Origin of the sequence: Streptomyces sp. NPDC085524, from assembly GCF_044541755.1 — a bacterium.
Lineage (GTDB): Bacteria > Actinomycetota > Actinomycetes > Streptomycetales > Streptomycetaceae > Streptomyces.
The window spans coordinates 246,757-264,267 of sequence record NZ_JBITTH010000005.1 but is presented as its reverse complement, the minus strand read 5'-3'; the positions used below and the strand labels follow the sequence as shown (position 1 = coordinate 264,267).

Sequence of the window (17,511 nt, the reverse complement as noted above, 5' to 3'; positions counted from 1 at the left end):
CATCAAAGCGCGGGCGCCGCCGGTCGCAGGTCAGGCGCGCACGATGCCCGCGGCGCGGGCCGCCGCCAGCCAGGCCGGGAACTCGCCGACGAGACGGTCGTACAGCTCCGCGTCCGGGACCCTGCGCGGGTCCTCGCCCGCGTGGAAGTAGCCCGCGTTGTCCACCACGCGGCGGTCCGGGACCGGCAGTTCGTCCAGCTTGCGCAGGAAGTCGAACTGCGTGCTGCGCGTGTTGCCGAAGCCGACGAACTGCCAGAAGAGGGGGAGCGGGGACGCCTTGCAGAGGTACTTCTCCGCGGCGAGCTTGTTGATCGGGCCGCCGTCGGTCTGGAAGACGACGAGGGCGGGAGCCGTCGACCCGGAGTCCTGGTAGTGGTCGATCACCGCGTCCATCGCCGCGTGGTAGGCGGTCTTGCCCATGTGGCCGAGGCGGGAGGCGATCTCGGTGACCCGGCCCTCGTGCCCTGCGAGGGAGATCTCCTCCACGGCGTCCACGTCGGTGGAGAAGAAGACCACGGGCACGCGGGCGTCGTCGTCCAGGTGCGCGGACAGGCCCAGCACCCGGTCGGCGAGGGCCTGCACGCTGCCGTCCGCGTAGTACGGCTTCATCGATCCCGAGTAGTCGAGGACCAGGTAGACGGCGGCGCGGCCGTCCTCCATGCCGTGTTTGCGCAGTGAGACTCCGGCGCTCTTGTAGAGGCTCACGAGCGCCGGAGCCGTTTCTTCGACCTTGCGGAGGTTCACTGCACTGCGCGTCATGCGCCCGAGGGTACGTCAGCTCGCGTCCGCGTAACCGAGTTCGGCCGCGATCCGGGCCCGGTGGGCGGCGGGGGAGCCGAAGAGGCGGGCGGAGCCGTGGGCGCGCTTGAAGAACTCGTGCGCCTCGTGCTCCCAGGTGATGCCGATGCCGCCGTGCAGCTGGATCATCTCCCCGGCGACGTACGAGTACGCCTGCGAGCAGGCCGACTTGGCGGCGGCCGCCAGGAGGGGCGGGGCGTCGGCCGCCGCCGCGGCGAGGGCCATCGACCTGGCCGCCTCCACGGCCGCGTACATGTCGGCGAGCCGGTGCTTCACGGCCTGGAAGGAGCCGATGGGCCTGCCGAACTGGATCCGCTCCTTCGCGTACCGGACGGTGGACTCCAGTGCCCGTGCGGCGGCCCCCGCCTGTTCGGCGGCCAGCGCCGTGCAGGCCAGGTCCCGGACCCGGGCCAGGACTCCGGCGCCGTCGGGCGAGAGCAGCCGGGCCGGGGTCCGCGCGAGGGTGACCTCGCCGAGGGGCCGGGTGCGGTCCATGGTGGCCCGGGCGGTGCAGGCGGCGGGCGGCGCCGTCAGCTCGAACAGCCCGAGCCCGCCGCTGCCCTGGCCGGGCGTGTGGGCGGGTGCGGGGCCGTTGCCCTGGCCGGGCGCGTGGCGGTCGTGCCCGCCGGGCGGGGTGGCGCCGGTCCGGCCCGGCGCGGTGTCCATGGCGGCGAAGACCAGCACCAGCCCCGGCTCGGCCGGGCCGGCCAGGACGTACTGCTTGGTGCCGGTCAGCAGCCACCCGTCGCCGTCGGGCTCCGCCAGGGTGGCCATGTCGGCCGCCTCCCAGCCGCCGTGCGCGCCCGTGCCCGCGCCCGGGGTCGTGCCCGCTCCTGCGCCCCGATCCCGGCCCGGCCCCCCGCGAGGGGACTCCGCCCAGGCCAGGGCGCCGATCAGGGAGCCCTCCGCCAGGGCCGGGAGGTGCTGCGCGCACGCATCCCCGTCGCCCGAAGCCAGCAGGGCCCCCACCGTCAGCACCGCCGAGCCCAGGTACGGGACCGGGCTCAGTGCGCGGCCCAGTTCCGCCATGACCACGCCGACCTCGGCGGCCCCGCAGCCCAGGCCGCCGTACTCCTCCGGTACCGCCAGCGCGGCCGCGCCCACCTGGGCCGTCAGCGGGGCCCAGGCCGCGTGGCCGGGGTGGCGGGCCAGCACCGCGCGTACCGCATCCCGGAGTTCCTCCTGCTCGGGCGTCCATTCCAGGCCGCTCATGCGCCCTCCCCCCGCGCCGCACGCCGCAGCTCCGCCTTCAGCAGCTTGCCGCCCGCGTTCCGCGGGAGCTCCGCCACCAGGTGGAACCTCCGCGGCACCTTGAAGTTGGCCAGCCGTTCCCGGCTCCAGGCCGTGAGTTCCCCGGCCGTGACGGGCGGCCCGGCGGTGACCACGTACGCCACGCCCACCTCGCCCAGCCGCTCGTCCGGGGCCCCGACCACGGCCGCGTCGGTGACGGCCGGATGGGTCAGCAGGACGTTCTCCACCTCCGCCGGATAGGCGTTGAACCCGCCGACCACGTACATGTCCTTCAGCCGGTCGGTGATCGAGAGGTAGCCGCGCCCGTCCAGGACGCCGATGTCCCCGGTGCGCAGCCAGCCGCCCGGCAGCACGGCCTCCGCGGTGGCCGCCGGGTCGTCCAGGTAGCCGGGGGTGACGTGGTAGCCGCGGACCTGCACCTCTCCGGGCTGCCCGGCCGGCAGCACCTCGCCCAGCGGGGAGGCGATCCGCACCTCGGTGCCGGGCAGCGGCAGGCCGACGGTGTGGGCGACCGTACGGGCGTCGGCGTCGGTGGGGCAGACGGACACGACCCCGCCGGACTCCGTCAGGCCGTACGCCGTGAACACGTCGGGTGCGCCCAGGACTTCGCGGATCTCCTCCACGAGAGCGGTCGGGACGGAGGCCGCGCCGGTGCCCGCCAGGCGGAGTGCGGAAAGGTCGTGCGCGGCGAGTGCGGGGTGCCGGATCAGGCCGTGGAAGACGGTCGGCGGGCCCATCAGGCAGGTCACCCGCTCGGCGGCCATCCGCTCCAGGATGCGGTCGGTGTCGTAGACGGCCTCCGGCAGCATGGTCACCCCGCGCAGCAGGCAGGCGAGCACCCCGGCCTTGTAGCCGAAGGTGTGGAAGAAGGGGTTGACCAGCAGGTACCGGTCCCCGGGGCGCAGGGTGACCAGCTCGGACCAGGAGGCGTAGAGCCTCAGGGTCTGGCCGTGGGTGGTCATCACGCCCTTGGAGCGGCCGGTGGTGCCGGAGGTGTAGAGGATGTCGCTGAGGTCCTCGGGGCGGATGCGGTCGGCGCGGGCGAGCCGCTCGGCCTCGGTGACGGACGCCCCGCCGGCCAGGTACGCCTCCCAGGACTCGGGGCCGCTCCCGCCGCGCAGGACGACGGTGGAGCCGAGCAGCCCGAGGTCTTCGCCGGAGGTGTGCAGGTCGCGGACGTAGTCCGTGCCGAGGAAGCCGCGCTCGGTGAAGAGCACGCGGGCGCCGCTGCGCCGGATGACGTCGGCCGCCTCGGCGGGCTTGTAGCGGGTGTTGACCGGTACGAGGACCGCTCCGGCGCCGACCGCGCCGAGCGCGGCGGCGATCCACCGGCGGCTGTTGGGCGCCCAGATCGCCACCCGGTCCCCGGGCCGGATGCCGTGCGCGATGGCTGCGCGGGCGGCGGCGGCGATCTCGGCGGCGAGCCGGGTGAAGGTCCAGCGGACCTCTCCGTCGGCGAGCGCCTCCCGGTCCCCGTACGCGGCGGCCGCGTACTCCGGGAGCCGGGCGAGCGTGGTGGGCAGTGGCGGTGGCATCGGACGAACCCTCCCTACTTGACGAGCGAGCGTGGGCGGTATCCAATCACAGGTGTTTCGGTTAGGCATATACCTAGTAGGAATATTTGGAGGCTTCCATGGAGACCCAGGAGACCCTCAAGTCGGTCCTGGCCAGCTTCTGCACCGGCGTCGCCGTCATCACGGCGTGCGAGGGCGACGGCCGTCCCGTCGGAATGGCCGTGCAGTCCTTCTCATCGGTTTCGCTGGACCCGCCGCTCGTCTGCTTCTGCCCCGCCCGCACCTCGACCACCTGGCCGAGGATCCGGGCCGCCGGCGCCTTCGCCGTCAACATCCTGGCCGCCGACCAGCGGGAGCTGTGCCGCGGCTTCGCGGTCACGGGCGGCGACAAGTTCGCCGGAGTCCCCTGGCGGGCGGGCGGCAACGGCGCGCCCCTGCTCGACGGCGTGCTCGCGAGTGTCGAGTGCGATCTGGAGGGCGTGCTGGACGGCGGTGACCACGAGATCGCGCTCGGCAGGGTCACGTCCCTGACCACGCACCGCGCGGGCGAGCCCCCGCTGCTCTACTTCCGGCGCGTCTACGGGCGCTTGCCCGGCTCGCCCCGCCCGGCGGTCAGCTCCTCGATGTCCTCGAGCATGGCGGCCGCCAGGTCGCGCTCCGAGGCGTAGTACCGCTCGGCCCACTTGAGCGTGAGCGTCGGGTAGGCCCACGCCGACTCGTCCTTCGCGCCCTCGACGTCGGCCACCGCCCGGCGGCGCATCGTCTCTGCGAACTCCTGGTGCCGGACCAGGACTTCCCGCATCTGCTCCGGCTCCAGCAGGTGGCCCAGCCACAGCCGCAGCATCGGGCCGTGCTTGAGGACGGGCGGGTCGACCGGGGCCTCGCGGGCCCATTCCCGTACGGCCGTCATGCCTTCGCCGGTGATCCGGTACACCCGCTTGTCGCGGGTGCCCGTGTCCTGGCTGACCATGCGCGAGGAGGCGTAGCCGGCCTTCTCCAGGCGCTTGAGCTCGCTGTAGATCTGGCTGAAGGACGGGCTCCAGTAGAAGAAGCGCAGCGACCAGTCCGACCACTTCTTCAGGTCGTAACCGGAGAGCTCCTCCCCGAAGGAGAGCAGCCCGAGCACCGCCCAGCTGGTTGCGGGGAGTGCGGGCCTGGTCGCCCCGTCGGTCGTCTGGTCTGCCTTCTCTTCTGCCACGCAGCGCAGTCTACGACCGGTCCCGGCGGCGCCCTTCCCCCTGAGGGATATGACTGCTAGAAGTATTCCTATTCGAAATACATAATCCCCCGGATGGAGGGACCTCCCCGTGAAGTTCTCGATGATCTTCGAGGCCCAGCTCGTCGACCCGACCCCGGAGCGCGAGCGCCAGGTCATCCACGACTGCGTCGAGCAGGCCGTCCTCGCCGAGGAGATGGGCTTCGACCGGATCTGGGCCGTCGAGCACCACTCCCTGACCCAGTACGCCCACATGAGCGCCTCCGAGATCTTCCTCACCTGGGTGGCCGCCCGGACGCAGAGGATCCGCATCGGCCACGGCGTCGTCACCATGCCGTTCGGCTACCAGCACCCGGTACGCGTCGCCGAGCGCGCCGCGATGCTCGACGTCCTCTCCGGCGGCCGCGTCGACATCGGTGCCGGGCGCGGCGCCACCCGCCAGGAGATGTCCATGTACGGCGTGAGGCCCGAGGACACCTACCCGCAGATGGAGGAGGCGCTGCGGATCTTCGCCGCCGCCTGGCGGGAGCCGGAGTTCGAATGGCACGGATCCATCGACATCGGCCCCGGCGCGATCCTGCCCCGCCCGGTCCAGGACCCGCACCCGCCGCTCTTCATGGCCTGCTCCAAGCACGACACCCTCAAGCTCGCCGCCGAACTCGGCATCGGAGCCCTGGTGATGGGCTTCGCGGGCGCCGACGACGTCCGCGCCATGCGCAAGGTCTACGACGAGGCCATCGCCACCCGCACCGGCGAGCGCCTCGTCTCGAGCGAGGTCAACGACCACCTGTCCGCCCTCTGCCCGACCATCGTCCTCGACGACGCCGAGCGCGCCCTGCGGCTCGGCACGCGCGGACAGCGCTTCTTCGCCGAATCCATCGCCCACTGGTACGGCAACGCCCCCGCGCCGACCGGGTACGCGGAGGACGAGGACCACGTCGCCGCGCTGGCCCGGGGCCGCGAGGAACTCGTCGCCAAGCTCCACGAGGCCAGCATCCCCGCCCGGCCCGTCGACACCGGCACCTACCACGCGGAGCACGCGTACGGCAGCGCCGAGACGGCCATCGCGTACGTCGAGCAGCTGCGCGAGATCGGCGTCGACGAGGTGATGTGCCTGATCCAGATGGGCACGGTCCCCCAGGAGGCCTGCCTGGAGACCATCCGCCAGTGGGGCGAGAAGGTCATCCCGCACTTCCGGGCGATGGAAACGGAGCGCTGAGCCATGGGCATCTCCCTGGAGGGCAAGGTCGTCCTCGTCACCGGAGCCGGACGCGGCCAGGGCGCCGCCGAGGCGCGCCTCTTCGCCGAGGCCGGCGCGCGGGTCGTCGTCACGGACGTACGGGAGGATGAGGGCCGGGAGATCGCCGCCTCCCTCGGCGACCAGGGCCTGTTCGTACGGCACGACGTGACCGACGCGGCGAGCTGGGCCGGTGTCGTCGAAGCCGCGGTATCGGCCTTCGGCACGGTCTCGGCTCTGGTCAACAACGCGGCCCTATGGCGCACGGCCCACGTGGAGAAGCAGTCCCTGGAGGACTTCGAGACCCTCCTGCGGGTCAATCTGCTCGGGCCGTTCCTCGGCATCCAGGCCGTGGCGCCCGTGCTGCGGGCGGCCGGGGGAGGCTCGGTCGTCAACATCTCCTCCACGGCCGGCCTGGTCGGGATCCCGGGCCACGCCGCCTACGGATCGACCAAGTTCGGGCTGCGCGGACTGACCCGCTCGGCGGCGCTGGACCTTGCCGGGGACCGGATCCGGGTCAACTCGGTGCATCCGGGGGCCATCGACACCCCGATGGTGGCGGAGGCGGTCGCGGGCCGCGACTGGTCGCACGTACCGCTCGGACGGATGGGGCGGCCGGAGGAGGTCGGGGAGCTGGTGCTCTTCCTCTGCTCGGACGCGTCCTCGTACGTGACGGGCACGGAGTTCACCGTCGACGGCGGGATGACCACCGCATGAGCGACCAGCTGTCACCGGCGGCCAGGCGCCTGTGCGACACGATGACGGCGGGCTTCCCGGGGCCGGGTGACGCGGCGGCCCTGCGGGCGGCCGCCGTACCCGGGCCGCCGGGCCCGGCCGTCGCCTCGGTGCACGACACCGTGGCCGACGGCGTCCCGGTCCGGGTCTACGACCCCGAACCGGGCGCGGGCGGCCGCCCCCTGGTCGTGTACTTCCACGGCGGGGGCTGGGTGATGTGCGGGCTCGACACCCACGACGCGCTGTGCCGCACCCTGGCGGCCGCCTCGGGCGCGGTGGTCGTCTCGGCGGACTACCGGCTCGCCCCGGAACACCCCTGGCCGGCGGCGTCCGACGACGCGCTGACCGTGCTCCTGTGGGCCCGGGCCGAAGCCGCCGCGCTCGGCTGCGACGCGGACCGGGTGGTGCTGGCGGGGGACTCCAGCGGGGGCAACCTGGCCGCCGTGACCGCCCTGCGCGCGCCCGGACTCGCCGCGGGCCAGCTGCTGTTCTATCCGCCGCTGGACGCGTCGATGGCTTCGGAGTCGGTGACCCTCTACGGGCGCGGCCACTTCCACACCGCCGCGCACATGGCCTGGTACTGGGACCAGTACGGCGGCGACCCGGCGCACCCGCACGTCTCGCCGCTCCACGCACCCGACCTGTCGGGGCTGCCGCCCGCGCTGATCGTCCTCGCGGACTGCGACGTGCTGCGCGACGAGGGCCTCGCGTACGGGCGCCGGCTGGCGGAGGCGGGCGTGGACTGCACGGTCCAGCTCCACCCGGGCGTCTTCCACGGCTTCCTGGGACTGCCCCTGCCGGCCGGGGCCGCGGCCCTGCGGGCGGCCGCGGCGTGGGTGGCGGCAGTGGGATAGGGGGCGGGGCGGCCGGATTCGAACCGGCGTCCTCCTCCATGCTGTGTAGGTGCACTACCTCTGTGCTACGACCCCGCCCTTGTGCCGGATCCTAGGCGGGGCCCCGATCGGCCCGCATCCGGTGATCCCCGGGCATGATGTGTCCATGGCTGAAGCGATACGGAGACTGTCGGGGGCGTTGCTCCGCAACTGCCTGCTCCTGGCAGCGGAGTTCGGGGCCATCTGGCTGCTGCGGGGCCCCGAGGGCGCCTGGATCCCGGTCCTGCTCGCCGTATTCGTCATCGGCGCGGCCGTACCGCACGGCACCGGCGCCGAGTTCGTGGGACGCACCGCCGTCGCGCTCACCGCGGTGGGGATCGCGGTGATGGGCGGGGTCACCTGGGACCGGCACACCCTCCACGACCGGGGCCGGGAGGAGGCCGCGGTGGTGACCTCGCGGACCATGGTGGAGGACGGCTCCGGCCTCTCGCCGTCCCTGCGCCTGCGCACGCGAGCGGGGCAGGACCTGCCCGGCCCGCTGTCGATGGACCTCGCGGTCGGCGCCCGCCTCACGGTCACGACGGACCCCGACGGCCCGGCCTGGGCGCCCGGCCCCCGCCCGTCCGAACCCCTCTGGCAGGCGGCGGGCACGGTCGGCCTCCTGCTGCTCCAGACCGTGCTCGTGGGCCGCCTCTCCCTGCGCCCCCGCGACTGAAACCCGCTGGTCAACGCCGGGGTCAGGCCCCTAGGGTCGCCGCATGTCCACCACGGCCAACCCCACGACCACCCTCTGGCGCCCCACCGGCCCCGTCGAGCTCGACCTGGTCCGCGCCCTCGACTGGCGGGCCTGGCCGCCGCGCCTGCCCGAGCAGCCGATCTTCTATCCCGTCCTGAACGAGGACTACGCGATCCGCATCGCCCGCGACTGGAACGTCAAGCACTCCGGCGTCGGCTACGTGACCCGCTTCGAGGTCGACTCGGAGTTCCTCACCCGCTACCCGGTCCAGCAGGCCGGCGGCCGGACCATCCTGGAGCTGTGGGTCCCGGCGGAGGAGCTCGACGAGTTCAACCGGCACATCGTCGGCCCCATCGAGGTCGTGCACGAGTTCCGCTAGTTCTTGATGACGTACGAGCAGCCCTTGGCGGTCTTGCCGTCGTTCTCGGCGACCACCTTGCCGTCCACCTTGATGGAGCACGGCGGCCACACCAGCATGCCGTCGGGGCCCGTGATCGTGCCCGGGATGGCGTTCACCAGGTAGCCCACCTTTTGCTCCGCGGCGGTGAGTTCGGCGGTGCCCGACTTCTTCCACGGCAGGGTCTGCTGCTCGAAGCCGCTGTCGAGACCGCTGTACATGATCGCCGTCTTGCCCGTGCCGCCGACCTCGAGGGTCACCTCGTGCGTCACGTGGCCGGTCTTGGCCGGCGGTGCGGAGGAGGCGGGGGCGGCGCCCTGCGAGGTGGCGGGCTTCCCGGCGTCGGCGGCCGGCTTCGGGGCGTCGCTTCCGCAGCCGGTGAGCAGTACCGCAGCCGCCGCCGCGCACAGCGTCATCATCCCGGTCGTCGTGCTTCGCATGTTCCCTGTACCTCGTTCTGCGTCGTTCTTCGTACGTCCGTTCCCTAGGGATGCCATCAGATCGCTTATCGGTTCCCTACGTTGACCTCGAAAACAATGGCCGCATGACGAAACGCGCCCGTTCCTTCGACGCCGCCGCCGCGCTCTACCGCGCGAACCGGCCCGGCTATCCGCCCGCCCTGTTCGACGCCGTCGAGGAGCTCGCGGGGCGGCCGCTCGCCGGGGCGCGCGTGGCCGACGTGGGGGCGGGCACCGGGATCGCCACCGCGCTGCTGCGCGAGCGCGGGGCCGAGGTGCTCGCCGTGGAGCCCGGGGACGGGATGGCCGCCGAGTTCCGGCTCGCGAACCCGGGGATCCCGGTCGTGCGCGGGGACGGGGACCGGCTGCCGCTGGCGGACGCCGCGTTCGACTTCCTCACGTACGCCCAGGCCTGGCACTGGACCGACGCCACCCGGTCGGTCCCCGAGGCCCGCCGCGTGCTGCGGCCCGGCGGCGCGCTCGCGCTCTGGTGGAACGACCTGGACACCACCGTCCCCTGGATCGCCGGGCAGGACGAGCGGCTCCGCTCCTTCTTCGGGGTCACCGGGCTCCCCACCCGCGAGTCCCTGGGAGGGCTGGACGTCACCACCCGCGAGGTGCGGTGGTCCCGGCGGATCCCCCTCGCCATGCACCTCGACAACACCGCCAGCCACTCCGCCTTCCTGCTGCTCGGCGAGGACGGCACCCGCGCCTTCCTCGACGCCGAACGGGCCCGGCTGGAGCCCCTGTTCCCGGACGGCACGGTCGAGGAGCAGTACGTGGTCACGCTGAAGCTCGCCGTCATGTGAGACGGCCCCCGGTAATCGGTGGACGCCCGGGGCCGGGTCCGCCAGGTTGTGCCGCATGAATTCCATCCTGCGGCTCTTCTTCCTCGCCAACGAGGGCCTCGCCTTCTTCCTGGAGCTCGCGGCCCTCGCCGCCCTGGCCCGCTGGGGCTGGACCCGGGACATCGGCAGGGGCTGGTCCATGGGCCTCGCCGTGGCCGCCCCGCTCGCCGCCGCCGTGCTCTGGGGCATGTTCGCCGCGCCCAAGGCCACGTACGACGTCCCGCTCGCCGTCCAGATCGCCGTCAAGGTCCTGGTGTTCGGGTCCGCCACCCTCGCGCTGTACGCGGTCGGGTGGCGGGCCGGGGCCCTGTGGTTCGGCGGGATCGTGCTGCTGAACAACGCGCTGGCGGTCTACTACCGCACCCGCGGCTGAAGGACCTCCGCCCGGCAGGCCGACGGGGTGCCCCAGGCGTCCCGCAGCGGGCGGGCCTTGCGCAGCCACAGGGAGAGGTCCAGCTCCTGCGTGTAGCCGACGGCGCCGTGGAGCTGGAGCGCGGACAGGGCGGCCGCGTACGCCGCCTCGCCCGCGGTGAGCTTGGCCGCCGCCACGTCCGCCGGGGCCAGGCTCAGCGCCGCCGCCCACAGCAGGGGCCGGGCGAACTCGAGCCCCAGCAGGGTGTCCGCCAGACGGTGCTTGACCGCCTGGAAGGAGCCGATCGGGGTCCCGAACTGGGTGCGCTGCTTCGCGTACTCCACCGTCCGGGCCAGCAGCGCCTCGCCCACGCCCAGGCACTGGGCCGCCGTCAGCAGCCGCGCCCACCGCCCCGCCGTCCCCGCCGCCGCCGTGACGGCCGGGCCGGCCGCGAGGAGTTCGCCGCCGGGCGCCGGGACCGAGAGCCTGCGGGCCGGGTCCAGGGAGGCCGCTGCCCCTCCGTTGTCCGTGAGGCGCAGTTCGCCCGCCGCCGACACCGTGAAGCAGTACGTCGCCGCGTCGGCGTCCAGGGCGTACGGGCTCCCGCCCGGCAGGGTCAGCGTCGCCGAGGTCTCGCCCCCGGCCAGGCCGGGCAGGAAGCGCTTCGCCAGCGCCTCGTCCCCGAGCGCGGAGAGCAGTACGGACACCGCCGCGCTCTCCACCACCGGCCCCGGCACCCCCGCCCGGCCCAGCTCCACGAAGCCCAGGGCCAGCTCCACCGGCAGCAGGCCCGCGCCGTCGTACTCCTCGGCCGCGGCCAGCGCGAACAGGCCGGTCCGCGCGAGGCGGGCCCACACCGCGCGCCCCGGGCCGTGCTCGCCGGCCGCCCAGGCCCGTACCGCCGCGGGCACCTCGGCCGCGCCCAGCAGGGAGCGCAGCGTACGGGCGAAGTCCGACTGCTCGTCGGTCAGCAGGAAGCGCATCAGCGGCGGCCCTTCGGGAGGCCGAGCAGCCGCTCGGCGATGATGTCGCGCTGGATCTCGTTCGTGCCTGCGTAGATCGGCCCGGCCAGCGAGAAGACCCACGGCTCGGCCCACTCGCCCTCGGCGAGCTCCGCGTCCGCGCCGAGCAGGTCCAGGGCGGTCTCGTGCAGCGCGATGTCGTACTGGGACCAGAACACCTTGTTCAGGCTGGACTCGGCGCCGATGGTCTCGCCCGCCGCGAAGCGGGAGGCGTTGGCCCAGGTGAACAGCTCGTAGGCGCGCGCCCCGACCACCGCGTCCGCCACCCGGTCGCGCAGCGCGGTGTCGGAGGGGTCGCCGACCGTCTCCCACAGCTCCCGCAGCCGGCCGGCGGCCGCCAGGAACCGGCCGGGGGAGCGCAGGGTGAGCCCGCGTTCGTTGCCCGTGGTCGACATCGCGATCCGCCAGCCCTGCCCCGGCTCGCCGATCACGTCCTCGTCCGGGACGAAGACCTGGTCCAGGAAGAGCTCCGCGAAGGCCGGCTTGCCGTCGAGGCGGCCGATGGGCCGCACCGTCACCCCCGGCGCCCGCAGGTCGAACATCAGGTACGTCAGCCCCTGGTGCGGCTTCGGGGCGTCCGGGTCGGTGCGGAAGATGCCGAAGGCGCGGTCCGCGAAGGCGGCCCGGGAGGACCAGGTCTTCTGCCCCGACAGCAGCCAGCCGCCCTCCGTGCGCACCGCCCGCGACTTCAGCGAGGCCAGGTCGGAGCCCGACTCCGGTTCCGACCAGGCCTGCGCCCAGATCACCTCGCCGCTCGCCATGGAGGGCAGCACCCGCGCCCGCTGCTCGTCCGTGGCGTGGTCGAAGAGGGTCGGCGCGAGGAGGTTGATGCCGTTCTGGGAGACCCGGCCGGGCGCGCCCGCCGCCCAGTACTCCTCCTCGAACACCAGCCACTTCACGATGTCGACGCCCCGGCCCCCGTACTCCTCGGGCCAGGACACCACCGACCACCGGTCCGTGTGCAGGCGCGCCTCCCATGCGCGGTGCGCGGCGAACCCCTCTTCTGTCTCCAGGGAGGGCAGAGGGGCGGCGGGTACGTGGGCGCCGAGCCAGGCCCGGGCCTCGGCCCGGAAGGCCTCCACATCGGGTGCGTGGTCGAGGTCCATCAGCTGTTCGCCTCCTTCATGGCGGCCACGTTCATGCCGCCGAGCGAGTCCGCCGCGGTCTCCGCGTTGTGGGCGTGCGCGAGGTGGTGCAGGCCGAAGACCGAATCCATGCCGGTGTGCAGGCCCTGGAGGTCCTCGGCCTGGTTGACGGCCCGCTTGGTCAGAGCCAGGCCGAAGCCGGGCATCTCGGCGATGCGCAGGGCGAGGCGGGCGGTCTCCCCGGCCAGGGCGGCCCGCTCCACGACCCGGTTGACCATGCCGATCTCGTACGCCCGGCGGGCCGGCATCCGGTCGCCCGTGAACAGGAACTCCTTCGCGATCCGCGGGGGCATCGCCCACGGGTGCGCGAAGTACTCGACGCCGGGTATGCCCATCCGCACGACCGGGTCCGCGAAGAAGGCGTCCTCGCTCGCCACGATCAGGTCGCAGACCCAGGCCAGCATCAGCCCGCCCGCCACGCAGGCCCCCCGCACCGAGGCGATCACCGGCTTCGGCAGCTCCCGCCAGCGCCGGCACATCCCCAGGTACACCTCCGACTCGCGGGCGAAGCGGGATTCGGCGCCCGAGCGCTCCGAGTGGTCCCACCACAGCCCGGCCCGCCGCTCGAAGGGCAGGTGGGCGTCGCGCTCCGGGGTGCCGATGTCGTGGCCCGCGGAGAAGTGCTCGCCGGCCCCGCCCAGGACGACCACCTTCACCCCGGGGTCGTCGGCCGCGCGGTAGAAGGCGTCGTCGAGGGCGTAGGTCATCGCGCTGTTCTGCGCGTTGCGGTAGCGGGGGCGGTTCATGGTCACGTACGCGACCGGGCCGCGGCGCTCGTAGAGCACGGGGGTGTCGCGGGTGTCTTCGGGCATCCCTGGATCCTTCCCTAACAAGTGTTTGGTAGGTTAACGTACGGCCATGAGCAGCGTCGAGGAGTTCCGCACCGAGGTTCGGAGTTGGCTACGGGCCCACCTCACCGGCGAGTTCGCCGCCCTCAAGGGCCGCGGCGGACCGGGCCGGGAGCACGAGGCCTTCACCGAACGCCTCGCCTGGGAAAGGCACATGGCCGCCCATGGCTGGACCTGCCTCGGCTGGCCCGCCGAGTACGGCGGCCGCGGCGCGAGCACCGAGGAACAGATCGCCTTCCACGAGGAGTACGCCCTCGCGGACGCCCCCGCCCGCGTCAACCACATCGGCGAACAGCTCCTCGGCCCCACCCTCATCGACCACGGCACCGAGGAGCAGAAGCGCCGCTTCCTGCCGCCCATCCGGGCCGTCGAAGAGCTGTGGTGCCAGGGCTACAGCGAACCCGACGCCGGCTCCGACCTCGCGGGCGTCCGCACCCGCGCCGCCCTCCGGGACGGCCAGTGGGTGGTCGACGGCCAGAAGACGTGGACCTCCCTCGCCCACGAGGCCCAGTGGTGCTTCGTCCTCGCCCGCACCGAACCGGGCTCGCGCCGCCACGCGGGCCTGTCCTACCTCCTGGTCCCCATGGACCAGCCCGGGGTCGAGGTCCGGCCCATCGTCCAGCTCACCGGCACCTCCGAGTTCAACGAGGTCTTCTTCGACGGCGCCCGCACCGACGCCGCCCACGTCGTCGGCGCCCCCGGCGACGGCTGGAACATCGCCATGGCCACCCTCGGCTACGAACGCGGCGTCTCCACCCTCGGCCAGCAGGTCGGCTTCCGCCGCGAACTCGAAGCCCTCGCCGAACTCGCCCGCACCAACGGCGCCATCGCCGACCCGCTGATCCGCGACCGCCTCGTCCAGGCCCGGATAGGCCTGGAAACCATGCGCGCCACCGCCCTGCGCCCCGCGGAGCCCTCCGTGGCCAAGCTGTACTGGGCCCGCTGGCACCGCGACCTCGGCGAACTCGCCATGGACGTCTGCGGAGCCCCCTCGCTGCTCGCGGCGGGCGCGCACGGGGACCCGTACGACCTCGACGACTGGCAGCGGCTCTTCCTCTTCTCCCGCGCCGACACCATCTACGCGGGCTCGGACGAGATCCAGCGCACCCTCATCGCCGAGCGGATCCTCGGCCTTCCCAAGGAGGTACGGGCTTGAACACCCCCACCTACGTCCCCGGGCACGACCTGCTGAAGGACCGCACCGCCGTCATCACCGCGGCCGCCGGAGCCGGCATCGGCGGCGCCACCGCCCGCCGCTTCCTCGAAGAAGGCGCCCGCATCGTCATCAGCGACGCGCACGCCCGCCGCCTCAAGGAGACCGAGGACGCGCTGGCCGCCGAGTTCGGCGCCGACCGCGTCACCTCCCTCCCGTGCGACGTCACCGACGAGGAACAGGTGCGCGCCCTGTTCGCGCTCGCCGAACAGACCCACGGCGGCCTCGACATCGTCGTCAACAACGCCGGCCTCGGCGGCACCGCGCACCTCGTCGACATGACCGACGAACAGTGGGGCCGCGTCCTCGACGTCACCCTGAACGGCACCTTCCGCTGCACCCGCGCCGCCATGCGCTCCTTCCAGGCCGCCGGGACCGGAGGCGGGGTCATCGTCAACAACGCCTCCGTCATCGGCTGGCGCGCCCAGACCGGCCAGGCCCACTACGCCGCCGCCAAGGCCGGGGTGATGGCCCTGACCCGCTGCGCCGCCCTGGAGGCCGCCGAGTTCGGCGTACGGATCAACGCGGTCGCCCCGAGCCTCGCCATGCACCCGCACCTGGTGAAGGTCACCAGCGAGGAACTCCTGGCGGAACTCACCTCCCGCGAAGCCTTCGGCCGGTACGCCGAGCCCTGGGAGGTCGCCAACGTCATCGTCTTCCTGGCCAGCGGCTACTCGTCGTACATGACGGGCGAGACCGTCTCGGTCAGCAGCCAGCACGCGTAGCCGCAGAATGGGCCCGTGCCAACGAACAAGAAGAAGCCGCAGGTGACTGCCTCACCCGAGCGGCGCCGGGAGCTCCTCGACACCGCCGCCGAGGTCTTCGCCGCGCAGGGCTACAACGCCACCACCGTCCGCAAGATCGCCGACGCCGCCGGAATGCTCGCCGGCAGCCTCTACTACCACTTCGATTCCAAGGAATCGATGCTCGACGAGATCCTCTCCGCCTTCCTGAACGAGCTGTGGGAGGGGTACGACACCGTCCTCGCGGCCGGTCTCGGCCCCAGGGAGACCATCGAGGCCCTCGTCACCGAGTCCTTCCGGGAGATCGACCGGCACCGTGCCGCCGTCGCCATCTACCAGAAGGAATCCCGCACCCTCTCCGCGCAGCCCCGCTTCCACTACCTGTCCGACTCGCAAGTGAAGTTCGAGAAGGCCTGGCTGGGAACGCTGGAACGCGGGGTCGCGGCCAAGGTCTTCCGCGCCGACCTCGACATCCGCCTCACCTACCGCTTCGTGCGCGACACGGTGTGGGTCGCGGCGTCCTGGTACCGGCCGGGCGGACAGCACAGCCCCGAGGAGATCGCCCGCCAGTACCTGTCGATGGTGCTGGACGGGATCGCCCTACGCACCTGACCCATCAGCAGAGGAGTCCCGATGCCCGAGGCCTACATAGTCGAAGCGGTCCGCACCCCCGTGGGGCGGCGGGGCGGCGGCCTGTCCGCCGTCCACCCCGCCGACCTGGGCGCGCACGTCCTGAAGGCGCTGGTCGAACGCTCCGGGGTGGACCCGGCAGCCGTGGAGGACGTGGTGTTCGGCTGCCTCGACACGGTCGGGCCGCAGGCCGGCGACATCGCGCGGACGGCATGGCTGGCGGCCGGACTGCCGGAGGAGGTGCCGGGCGTGACCGTGGACCGCCAGTGCGGGTCCTCGCAGCAGGCGGTGCACTTCGCTGCGCAGGGCGTCCTGTCCGGCACCCAGGACCTGGTGGTCGCGGGCGGCACCCAGAACATGTCGATGATCCCGATCGCCTTCGCCTCGCGGCAGGCCGCGGAACCGCTGGGCTTCACCGAGGGGCCGTACCTGGGCTCGGAGGGGTGGCGGGCCCGCTACGGCGACGCGCCCGTCAACCAGTTCCACGGCGCGCAGCTCATCGCGGAGAAGTGGGGCATCTCGCGCCGCGACATGGAGGAGTTCGCGCTCCGCTCCCACCAGCGGGCGCTGCGGGCCATCGACGAGGGGCGGTTCTCGCGCGAGACCGTGCCGTACGGGGACGTGACGGTGGACGAGGGTCCGCGGCGGGACACCACGCTCGAGAAGATGGCGACGCTGAAGCCGGTCGTCGAGGGCGGCACCATCACCGCGGCCGTCTCCTCCCAGGTCTCCGACGGCGCGGCGGCGATGCTGATCGCATCCGAGCGGGCGGTCCGTGAACACGGCCTGCGGCCGCGCGCCCGGATCCACCACCTCTCGGTGCGGGGCGAGGACCCGATCCGCATGCTGTCGGCGCCGATCCCGGCGACGGCGTACGCGCTGAAGAAGACCGGCATGTCCCTCGCCGACATCGACCTGGTCGAGATCAACGAGGCGTTCGCGCCGGTGGTCCTGGCGTGGCTGAAGGAAACGGGCGCGGACCCGGAACGGGTGAACGTCAACGGCGGCGCGATCGCGCTGGGGCATCCGCTGGGGGCGACGGGCGTGAAGCTGATGACCACGCTGCTGCACGAACTGGAGCGCACGGGGGGACGCTTCGGGCTGCAGACCATGTGCGAGGGTGGCGGCCAGGCGAACGTGACGATCATCGAGCGCCTGTAGCCCGCGGCGCGGGGCGGCTCCGCTGCCGGGGCGCTGCCCCGGACCCCGCTCCTCAATCGCCGGAGGGGCTGGGTTTTGCCTCGGGCGGGTCCCGCCGTTGCGCGGCCGGCTCCGCTGCCGGGGCTCCGCCCCGGACCCCGCGCCTCAAGCGCCGGCGGGGCTGGTTTTGCCTCGGCGGGACCGGCCGGTTGGGGCGGGGCCCCTCCGGAGTGTCTCCTCGTCCTCGCGCCTGCGGGCAGTGCTGCGTGGCGTGGAGGCCGGTTGCGCGCTCGTCCTGCGGGGACCCTCCTGCACGGCCCCACCCCAGCGGACCTCCCGCCCCAGGCCGGGGACGGCGCATACCCCGCCCGGCGAAACCCCGCCCGCCGGGACCC

The 17,511-nt window shown here is 73.3% G+C and carries 20 protein-coding genes and 1 tRNA gene; 12 read left to right on the top strand and 9 right to left on the bottom strand.

Translation table 11 applies throughout. The annotated features are described in order from the left end of the window. Positions 1 to 30 precede the first annotated feature (30 nt). The 3 genes from ACIGFK_RS09950 to ACIGFK_RS09940 are packed head-to-tail and all read right to left on the bottom strand — an operon-like array spanning position 31 to position 3,584. Positions 31 to 759: a VWA domain-containing protein gene (locus ACIGFK_RS09950; RefSeq protein WP_376660205.1), complete on the bottom strand. Its 729-nt coding sequence runs from the start codon at positions 757 to 759 to the stop codon at positions 31 to 33. A 15-nt stretch (positions 760 to 774) separates the two neighbouring features. Next, positions 775 to 2,010 carry an acyl-CoA dehydrogenase family protein gene (locus ACIGFK_RS09945; RefSeq protein WP_400051176.1) on the bottom strand — a complete coding sequence of 412 codons (1,236 nt, stop codon included), beginning with the start codon at positions 2,008 to 2,010 and terminating at the stop codon, positions 775 to 777. Next, positions 2,007 to 3,584, bottom strand: a complete 1,578-nt coding sequence (locus tag ACIGFK_RS09940) for a FadD3 family acyl-CoA ligase (RefSeq protein ID WP_376660207.1) — start codon at positions 3,582 to 3,584, stop codon at positions 2,007 to 2,009. The genes ACIGFK_RS09945 and ACIGFK_RS09940 overlap by 4 nt, the downstream gene beginning before the upstream one ends. 98 nt (positions 3,585 to 3,682) lie before the next feature. Here ACIGFK_RS09940 and ACIGFK_RS09935 point away from each other — a divergent pair, with 98 nt between their 5' ends. Then, positions 3,683 to 4,231 (top strand): flavin reductase family protein, encoded by a 549-nt coding sequence (locus tag ACIGFK_RS09935; RefSeq protein WP_386469219.1) that lies wholly within the window; start codon positions 3,683 to 3,685, stop codon positions 4,229 to 4,231. Here ACIGFK_RS09935 and ACIGFK_RS09930 read toward each other — a convergent pair. Then, positions 4,141 to 4,770 carry a PadR family transcriptional regulator gene (locus tag ACIGFK_RS09930; protein ID WP_376660224.1) on the bottom strand — a complete coding sequence of 210 codons (630 nt, stop codon included), beginning with the start codon at positions 4,768 to 4,770 and terminating at the stop codon, positions 4,141 to 4,143. The two genes, ACIGFK_RS09935 and ACIGFK_RS09930, sit on opposite strands and share 91 nt — an antisense overlap. A gap of 100 nt (positions 4,771 to 4,870) precedes the next feature. On the opposite strand from ACIGFK_RS09930, the gene ACIGFK_RS09925 reads away from it, so the two are divergent. The 3 genes from ACIGFK_RS09925 to ACIGFK_RS09915 are packed head-to-tail and all read left to right on the top strand — an operon-like array spanning position 4,871 to position 7,605. Next, a complete protein-coding gene (locus ACIGFK_RS09925; RefSeq protein WP_376660209.1) occupies positions 4,871 to 5,998 on the top strand; it encodes an LLM class flavin-dependent oxidoreductase in 1,128 nt (375 codons plus the stop codon). 3 nt (positions 5,999 to 6,001) lie between these two features. Further along, complete coding sequence (locus ACIGFK_RS09920; RefSeq protein ID WP_400051173.1) at positions 6,002 to 6,733, top strand: SDR family NAD(P)-dependent oxidoreductase; 732 nt, start codon at positions 6,002 to 6,004, stop codon at positions 6,731 to 6,733. Further along, positions 6,730 to 7,605, top strand: coding sequence for an alpha/beta hydrolase (locus ACIGFK_RS09915; RefSeq protein WP_376660211.1), 876 nt, complete (start codon positions 6,730 to 6,732; stop codon positions 7,603 to 7,605). Before ACIGFK_RS09920 ends, ACIGFK_RS09915 begins: the two co-directional genes overlap by 4 nt. Positions 7,606 to 7,607: 2 nt before the next feature. On the opposite strand, the gene ACIGFK_RS09910 is transcribed toward ACIGFK_RS09915, so the two are convergent. Continuing rightward, positions 7,608 to 7,682: transfer RNA gene (locus tag ACIGFK_RS09910), tRNA-Ala, on the bottom strand. A gap of 68 nt (positions 7,683 to 7,750) precedes the next feature. On the opposite strand from ACIGFK_RS09910, the gene ACIGFK_RS09905 reads away from it, so the two are divergent. Both ACIGFK_RS09905 and ACIGFK_RS09900 read left to right on the top strand, forming a co-directional pair. Further along, positions 7,751 to 8,299, top strand: coding sequence for a hypothetical protein (locus ACIGFK_RS09905; protein ID WP_400051171.1), 549 nt, complete (start codon positions 7,751 to 7,753; stop codon positions 8,297 to 8,299). 43 nt (positions 8,300 to 8,342) lie between these two features. After that, positions 8,343 to 8,699 carry a hypothetical protein gene (locus tag ACIGFK_RS09900; RefSeq protein WP_376660213.1) on the top strand — a complete coding sequence of 119 codons (357 nt, stop codon included), beginning with the start codon at positions 8,343 to 8,345 and terminating at the stop codon, positions 8,697 to 8,699. Here ACIGFK_RS09900 and ACIGFK_RS09895 read toward each other — a convergent pair. Continuing rightward, the gene (locus tag ACIGFK_RS09895) at positions 8,696 to 9,157 is read right to left on the bottom strand and encodes a hypothetical protein (protein ID WP_400051169.1); all 462 of its coding nucleotides are present in this window, start codon (positions 9,155 to 9,157) and stop codon (positions 8,696 to 8,698) included. The genes ACIGFK_RS09900 and ACIGFK_RS09895 overlap by 4 nt on opposite strands. A 104-nt stretch (positions 9,158 to 9,261) precedes the next feature. On the opposite strand from ACIGFK_RS09895, the gene ACIGFK_RS09890 reads away from it, so the two are divergent. Both ACIGFK_RS09890 and ACIGFK_RS09885 read left to right on the top strand, forming a co-directional pair. Continuing rightward, the gene (locus tag ACIGFK_RS09890) at positions 9,262 to 9,984 is read left to right on the top strand and encodes a class I SAM-dependent methyltransferase (protein ID WP_400051168.1); all 723 of its coding nucleotides are present in this window, start codon (positions 9,262 to 9,264) and stop codon (positions 9,982 to 9,984) included. Positions 9,985 to 10,039: 55 nt separating this feature from the next. Then, positions 10,040 to 10,396 carry a YrdB family protein gene (locus ACIGFK_RS09885; RefSeq protein WP_376660216.1) on the top strand — a complete coding sequence of 119 codons (357 nt, stop codon included), beginning with the start codon at positions 10,040 to 10,042 and terminating at the stop codon, positions 10,394 to 10,396. Here ACIGFK_RS09885 and ACIGFK_RS09880 read toward each other — a convergent pair. The 3 genes from ACIGFK_RS09880 to ACIGFK_RS09870 are packed head-to-tail and all read right to left on the bottom strand — an operon-like array spanning position 10,378 to position 13,354. Then, on the bottom strand, positions 10,378 to 11,358 hold the full coding sequence (locus ACIGFK_RS09880; protein WP_376660217.1) for an acyl-CoA dehydrogenase family protein: 981 nt from the start codon (positions 11,356 to 11,358) through the stop codon (positions 10,378 to 10,380). The two genes, ACIGFK_RS09885 and ACIGFK_RS09880, sit on opposite strands and share 19 nt — an antisense overlap. Next, positions 11,358 to 12,503 (bottom strand): acyl-CoA dehydrogenase family protein, encoded by a 1,146-nt coding sequence (locus tag ACIGFK_RS09875; protein ID WP_376660218.1) that lies wholly within the window; start codon positions 12,501 to 12,503, stop codon positions 11,358 to 11,360. The genes ACIGFK_RS09880 and ACIGFK_RS09875 overlap by 1 nt, the downstream gene beginning before the upstream one ends. Beyond that, positions 12,503 to 13,354 carry an enoyl-CoA hydratase gene (locus ACIGFK_RS09870; RefSeq protein WP_386469239.1) on the bottom strand — a complete coding sequence of 284 codons (852 nt, stop codon included), beginning with the start codon at positions 13,352 to 13,354 and terminating at the stop codon, positions 12,503 to 12,505. Before ACIGFK_RS09870 ends, ACIGFK_RS09875 begins: the two co-directional genes overlap by 1 nt. Before the next feature lie 46 nt (positions 13,355 to 13,400). Between ACIGFK_RS09870 and ACIGFK_RS09865 the strand changes: the two genes are divergently transcribed. Genes ACIGFK_RS09865 through ACIGFK_RS09850 form a run of 4 tightly spaced genes read left to right on the top strand, consistent with a single transcriptional unit; the run spans position 13,401 to position 17,137 of the window. Beyond that, positions 13,401 to 14,546, top strand: a complete 1,146-nt coding sequence (locus ACIGFK_RS09865; protein ID WP_376660220.1) for an acyl-CoA dehydrogenase family protein — start codon at positions 13,401 to 13,403, stop codon at positions 14,544 to 14,546. Continuing rightward, positions 14,543 to 15,328, top strand: coding sequence for an SDR family oxidoreductase (locus tag ACIGFK_RS09860; RefSeq protein WP_376660221.1), 786 nt, complete (start codon positions 14,543 to 14,545; stop codon positions 15,326 to 15,328). The genes ACIGFK_RS09865 and ACIGFK_RS09860 overlap by 4 nt, the downstream gene beginning before the upstream one ends. Before the next feature lie 15 nt (positions 15,329 to 15,343). Beyond that, the gene (locus tag ACIGFK_RS09855; protein ID WP_376660222.1) at positions 15,344 to 15,958 is read left to right on the top strand and encodes a TetR/AcrR family transcriptional regulator; all 615 of its coding nucleotides are present in this window, start codon (positions 15,344 to 15,346) and stop codon (positions 15,956 to 15,958) included. A gap of 21 nt (positions 15,959 to 15,979) precedes the next feature. Then, complete coding sequence (locus ACIGFK_RS09850; RefSeq protein WP_376660223.1) at positions 15,980 to 17,137, top strand: acetyl-CoA C-acetyltransferase; 1,158 nt, start codon at positions 15,980 to 15,982, stop codon at positions 17,135 to 17,137. Positions 17,138 to 17,511 lie beyond the last annotated feature (374 nt).

Bases quoted from the DNA above. Each gene is read 5' to 3' on its own strand.
- ACIGFK_RS09850 (WP_376660223.1), top strand. From the start codon at position 15,980: ATGCCCGAGGCCTACATAGTCGAAGCGGTCCGCACCCCCGTGGGGCGG.
- ACIGFK_RS09875 (WP_376660218.1), bottom strand. From the start codon at position 12,503: ATGGACCTCGACCACGCACCCGATGTGGAGGCCTTCCGGGCCGAGGCC.
- ACIGFK_RS09880 (WP_376660217.1), bottom strand. From the start codon at position 11,358: ATGCGCTTCCTGCTGACCGACGAGCAGTCGGACTTCGCCCGTACGCTG.
- ACIGFK_RS09915 (WP_376660211.1), top strand. From the start codon at position 6,730: ATGAGCGACCAGCTGTCACCGGCGGCCAGGCGCCTGTGCGACACGATG.
- ACIGFK_RS09945 (WP_400051176.1), bottom strand. From the start codon at position 2,010: ATGAGCGGCCTGGAATGGACGCCCGAGCAGGAGGAACTCCGGGATGCG.
- ACIGFK_RS09895 (WP_400051169.1), bottom strand. From the start codon at position 9,157: ATGCGAAGCACGACGACCGGGATGATGACGCTGTGCGCGGCGGCGGCT.
- ACIGFK_RS09950 (WP_376660205.1), bottom strand. From the start codon at position 759: ATGACGCGCAGTGCAGTGAACCTCCGCAAGGTCGAAGAAACGGCTCCG.
- ACIGFK_RS09870 (WP_386469239.1), bottom strand. From the start codon at position 13,354: ATGCCCGAAGACACCCGCGACACCCCCGTGCTCTACGAGCGCCGCGGC.
- ACIGFK_RS09920 (WP_400051173.1), top strand. From the start codon at position 6,002: ATGGGCATCTCCCTGGAGGGCAAGGTCGTCCTCGTCACCGGAGCCGGA.
- ACIGFK_RS09865 (WP_376660220.1), top strand. From the start codon at position 13,401: ATGAGCAGCGTCGAGGAGTTCCGCACCGAGGTTCGGAGTTGGCTACGG.
- ACIGFK_RS09890 (WP_400051168.1), top strand. From the start codon at position 9,262: ATGACGAAACGCGCCCGTTCCTTCGACGCCGCCGCCGCGCTCTACCGC.
- ACIGFK_RS09935 (WP_386469219.1), top strand. From the start codon at position 3,683: ATGGAGACCCAGGAGACCCTCAAGTCGGTCCTGGCCAGCTTCTGCACC.
- ACIGFK_RS09900 (WP_376660213.1), top strand. From the start codon at position 8,343: ATGTCCACCACGGCCAACCCCACGACCACCCTCTGGCGCCCCACCGGC.
- ACIGFK_RS09885 (WP_376660216.1), top strand. From the start codon at position 10,040: ATGAATTCCATCCTGCGGCTCTTCTTCCTCGCCAACGAGGGCCTCGCC.
- ACIGFK_RS09905 (WP_400051171.1), top strand. From the start codon at position 7,751: ATGGCTGAAGCGATACGGAGACTGTCGGGGGCGTTGCTCCGCAACTGC.
- ACIGFK_RS09940 (WP_376660207.1), bottom strand. From the start codon at position 3,584: ATGCCACCGCCACTGCCCACCACGCTCGCCCGGCTCCCGGAGTACGCG.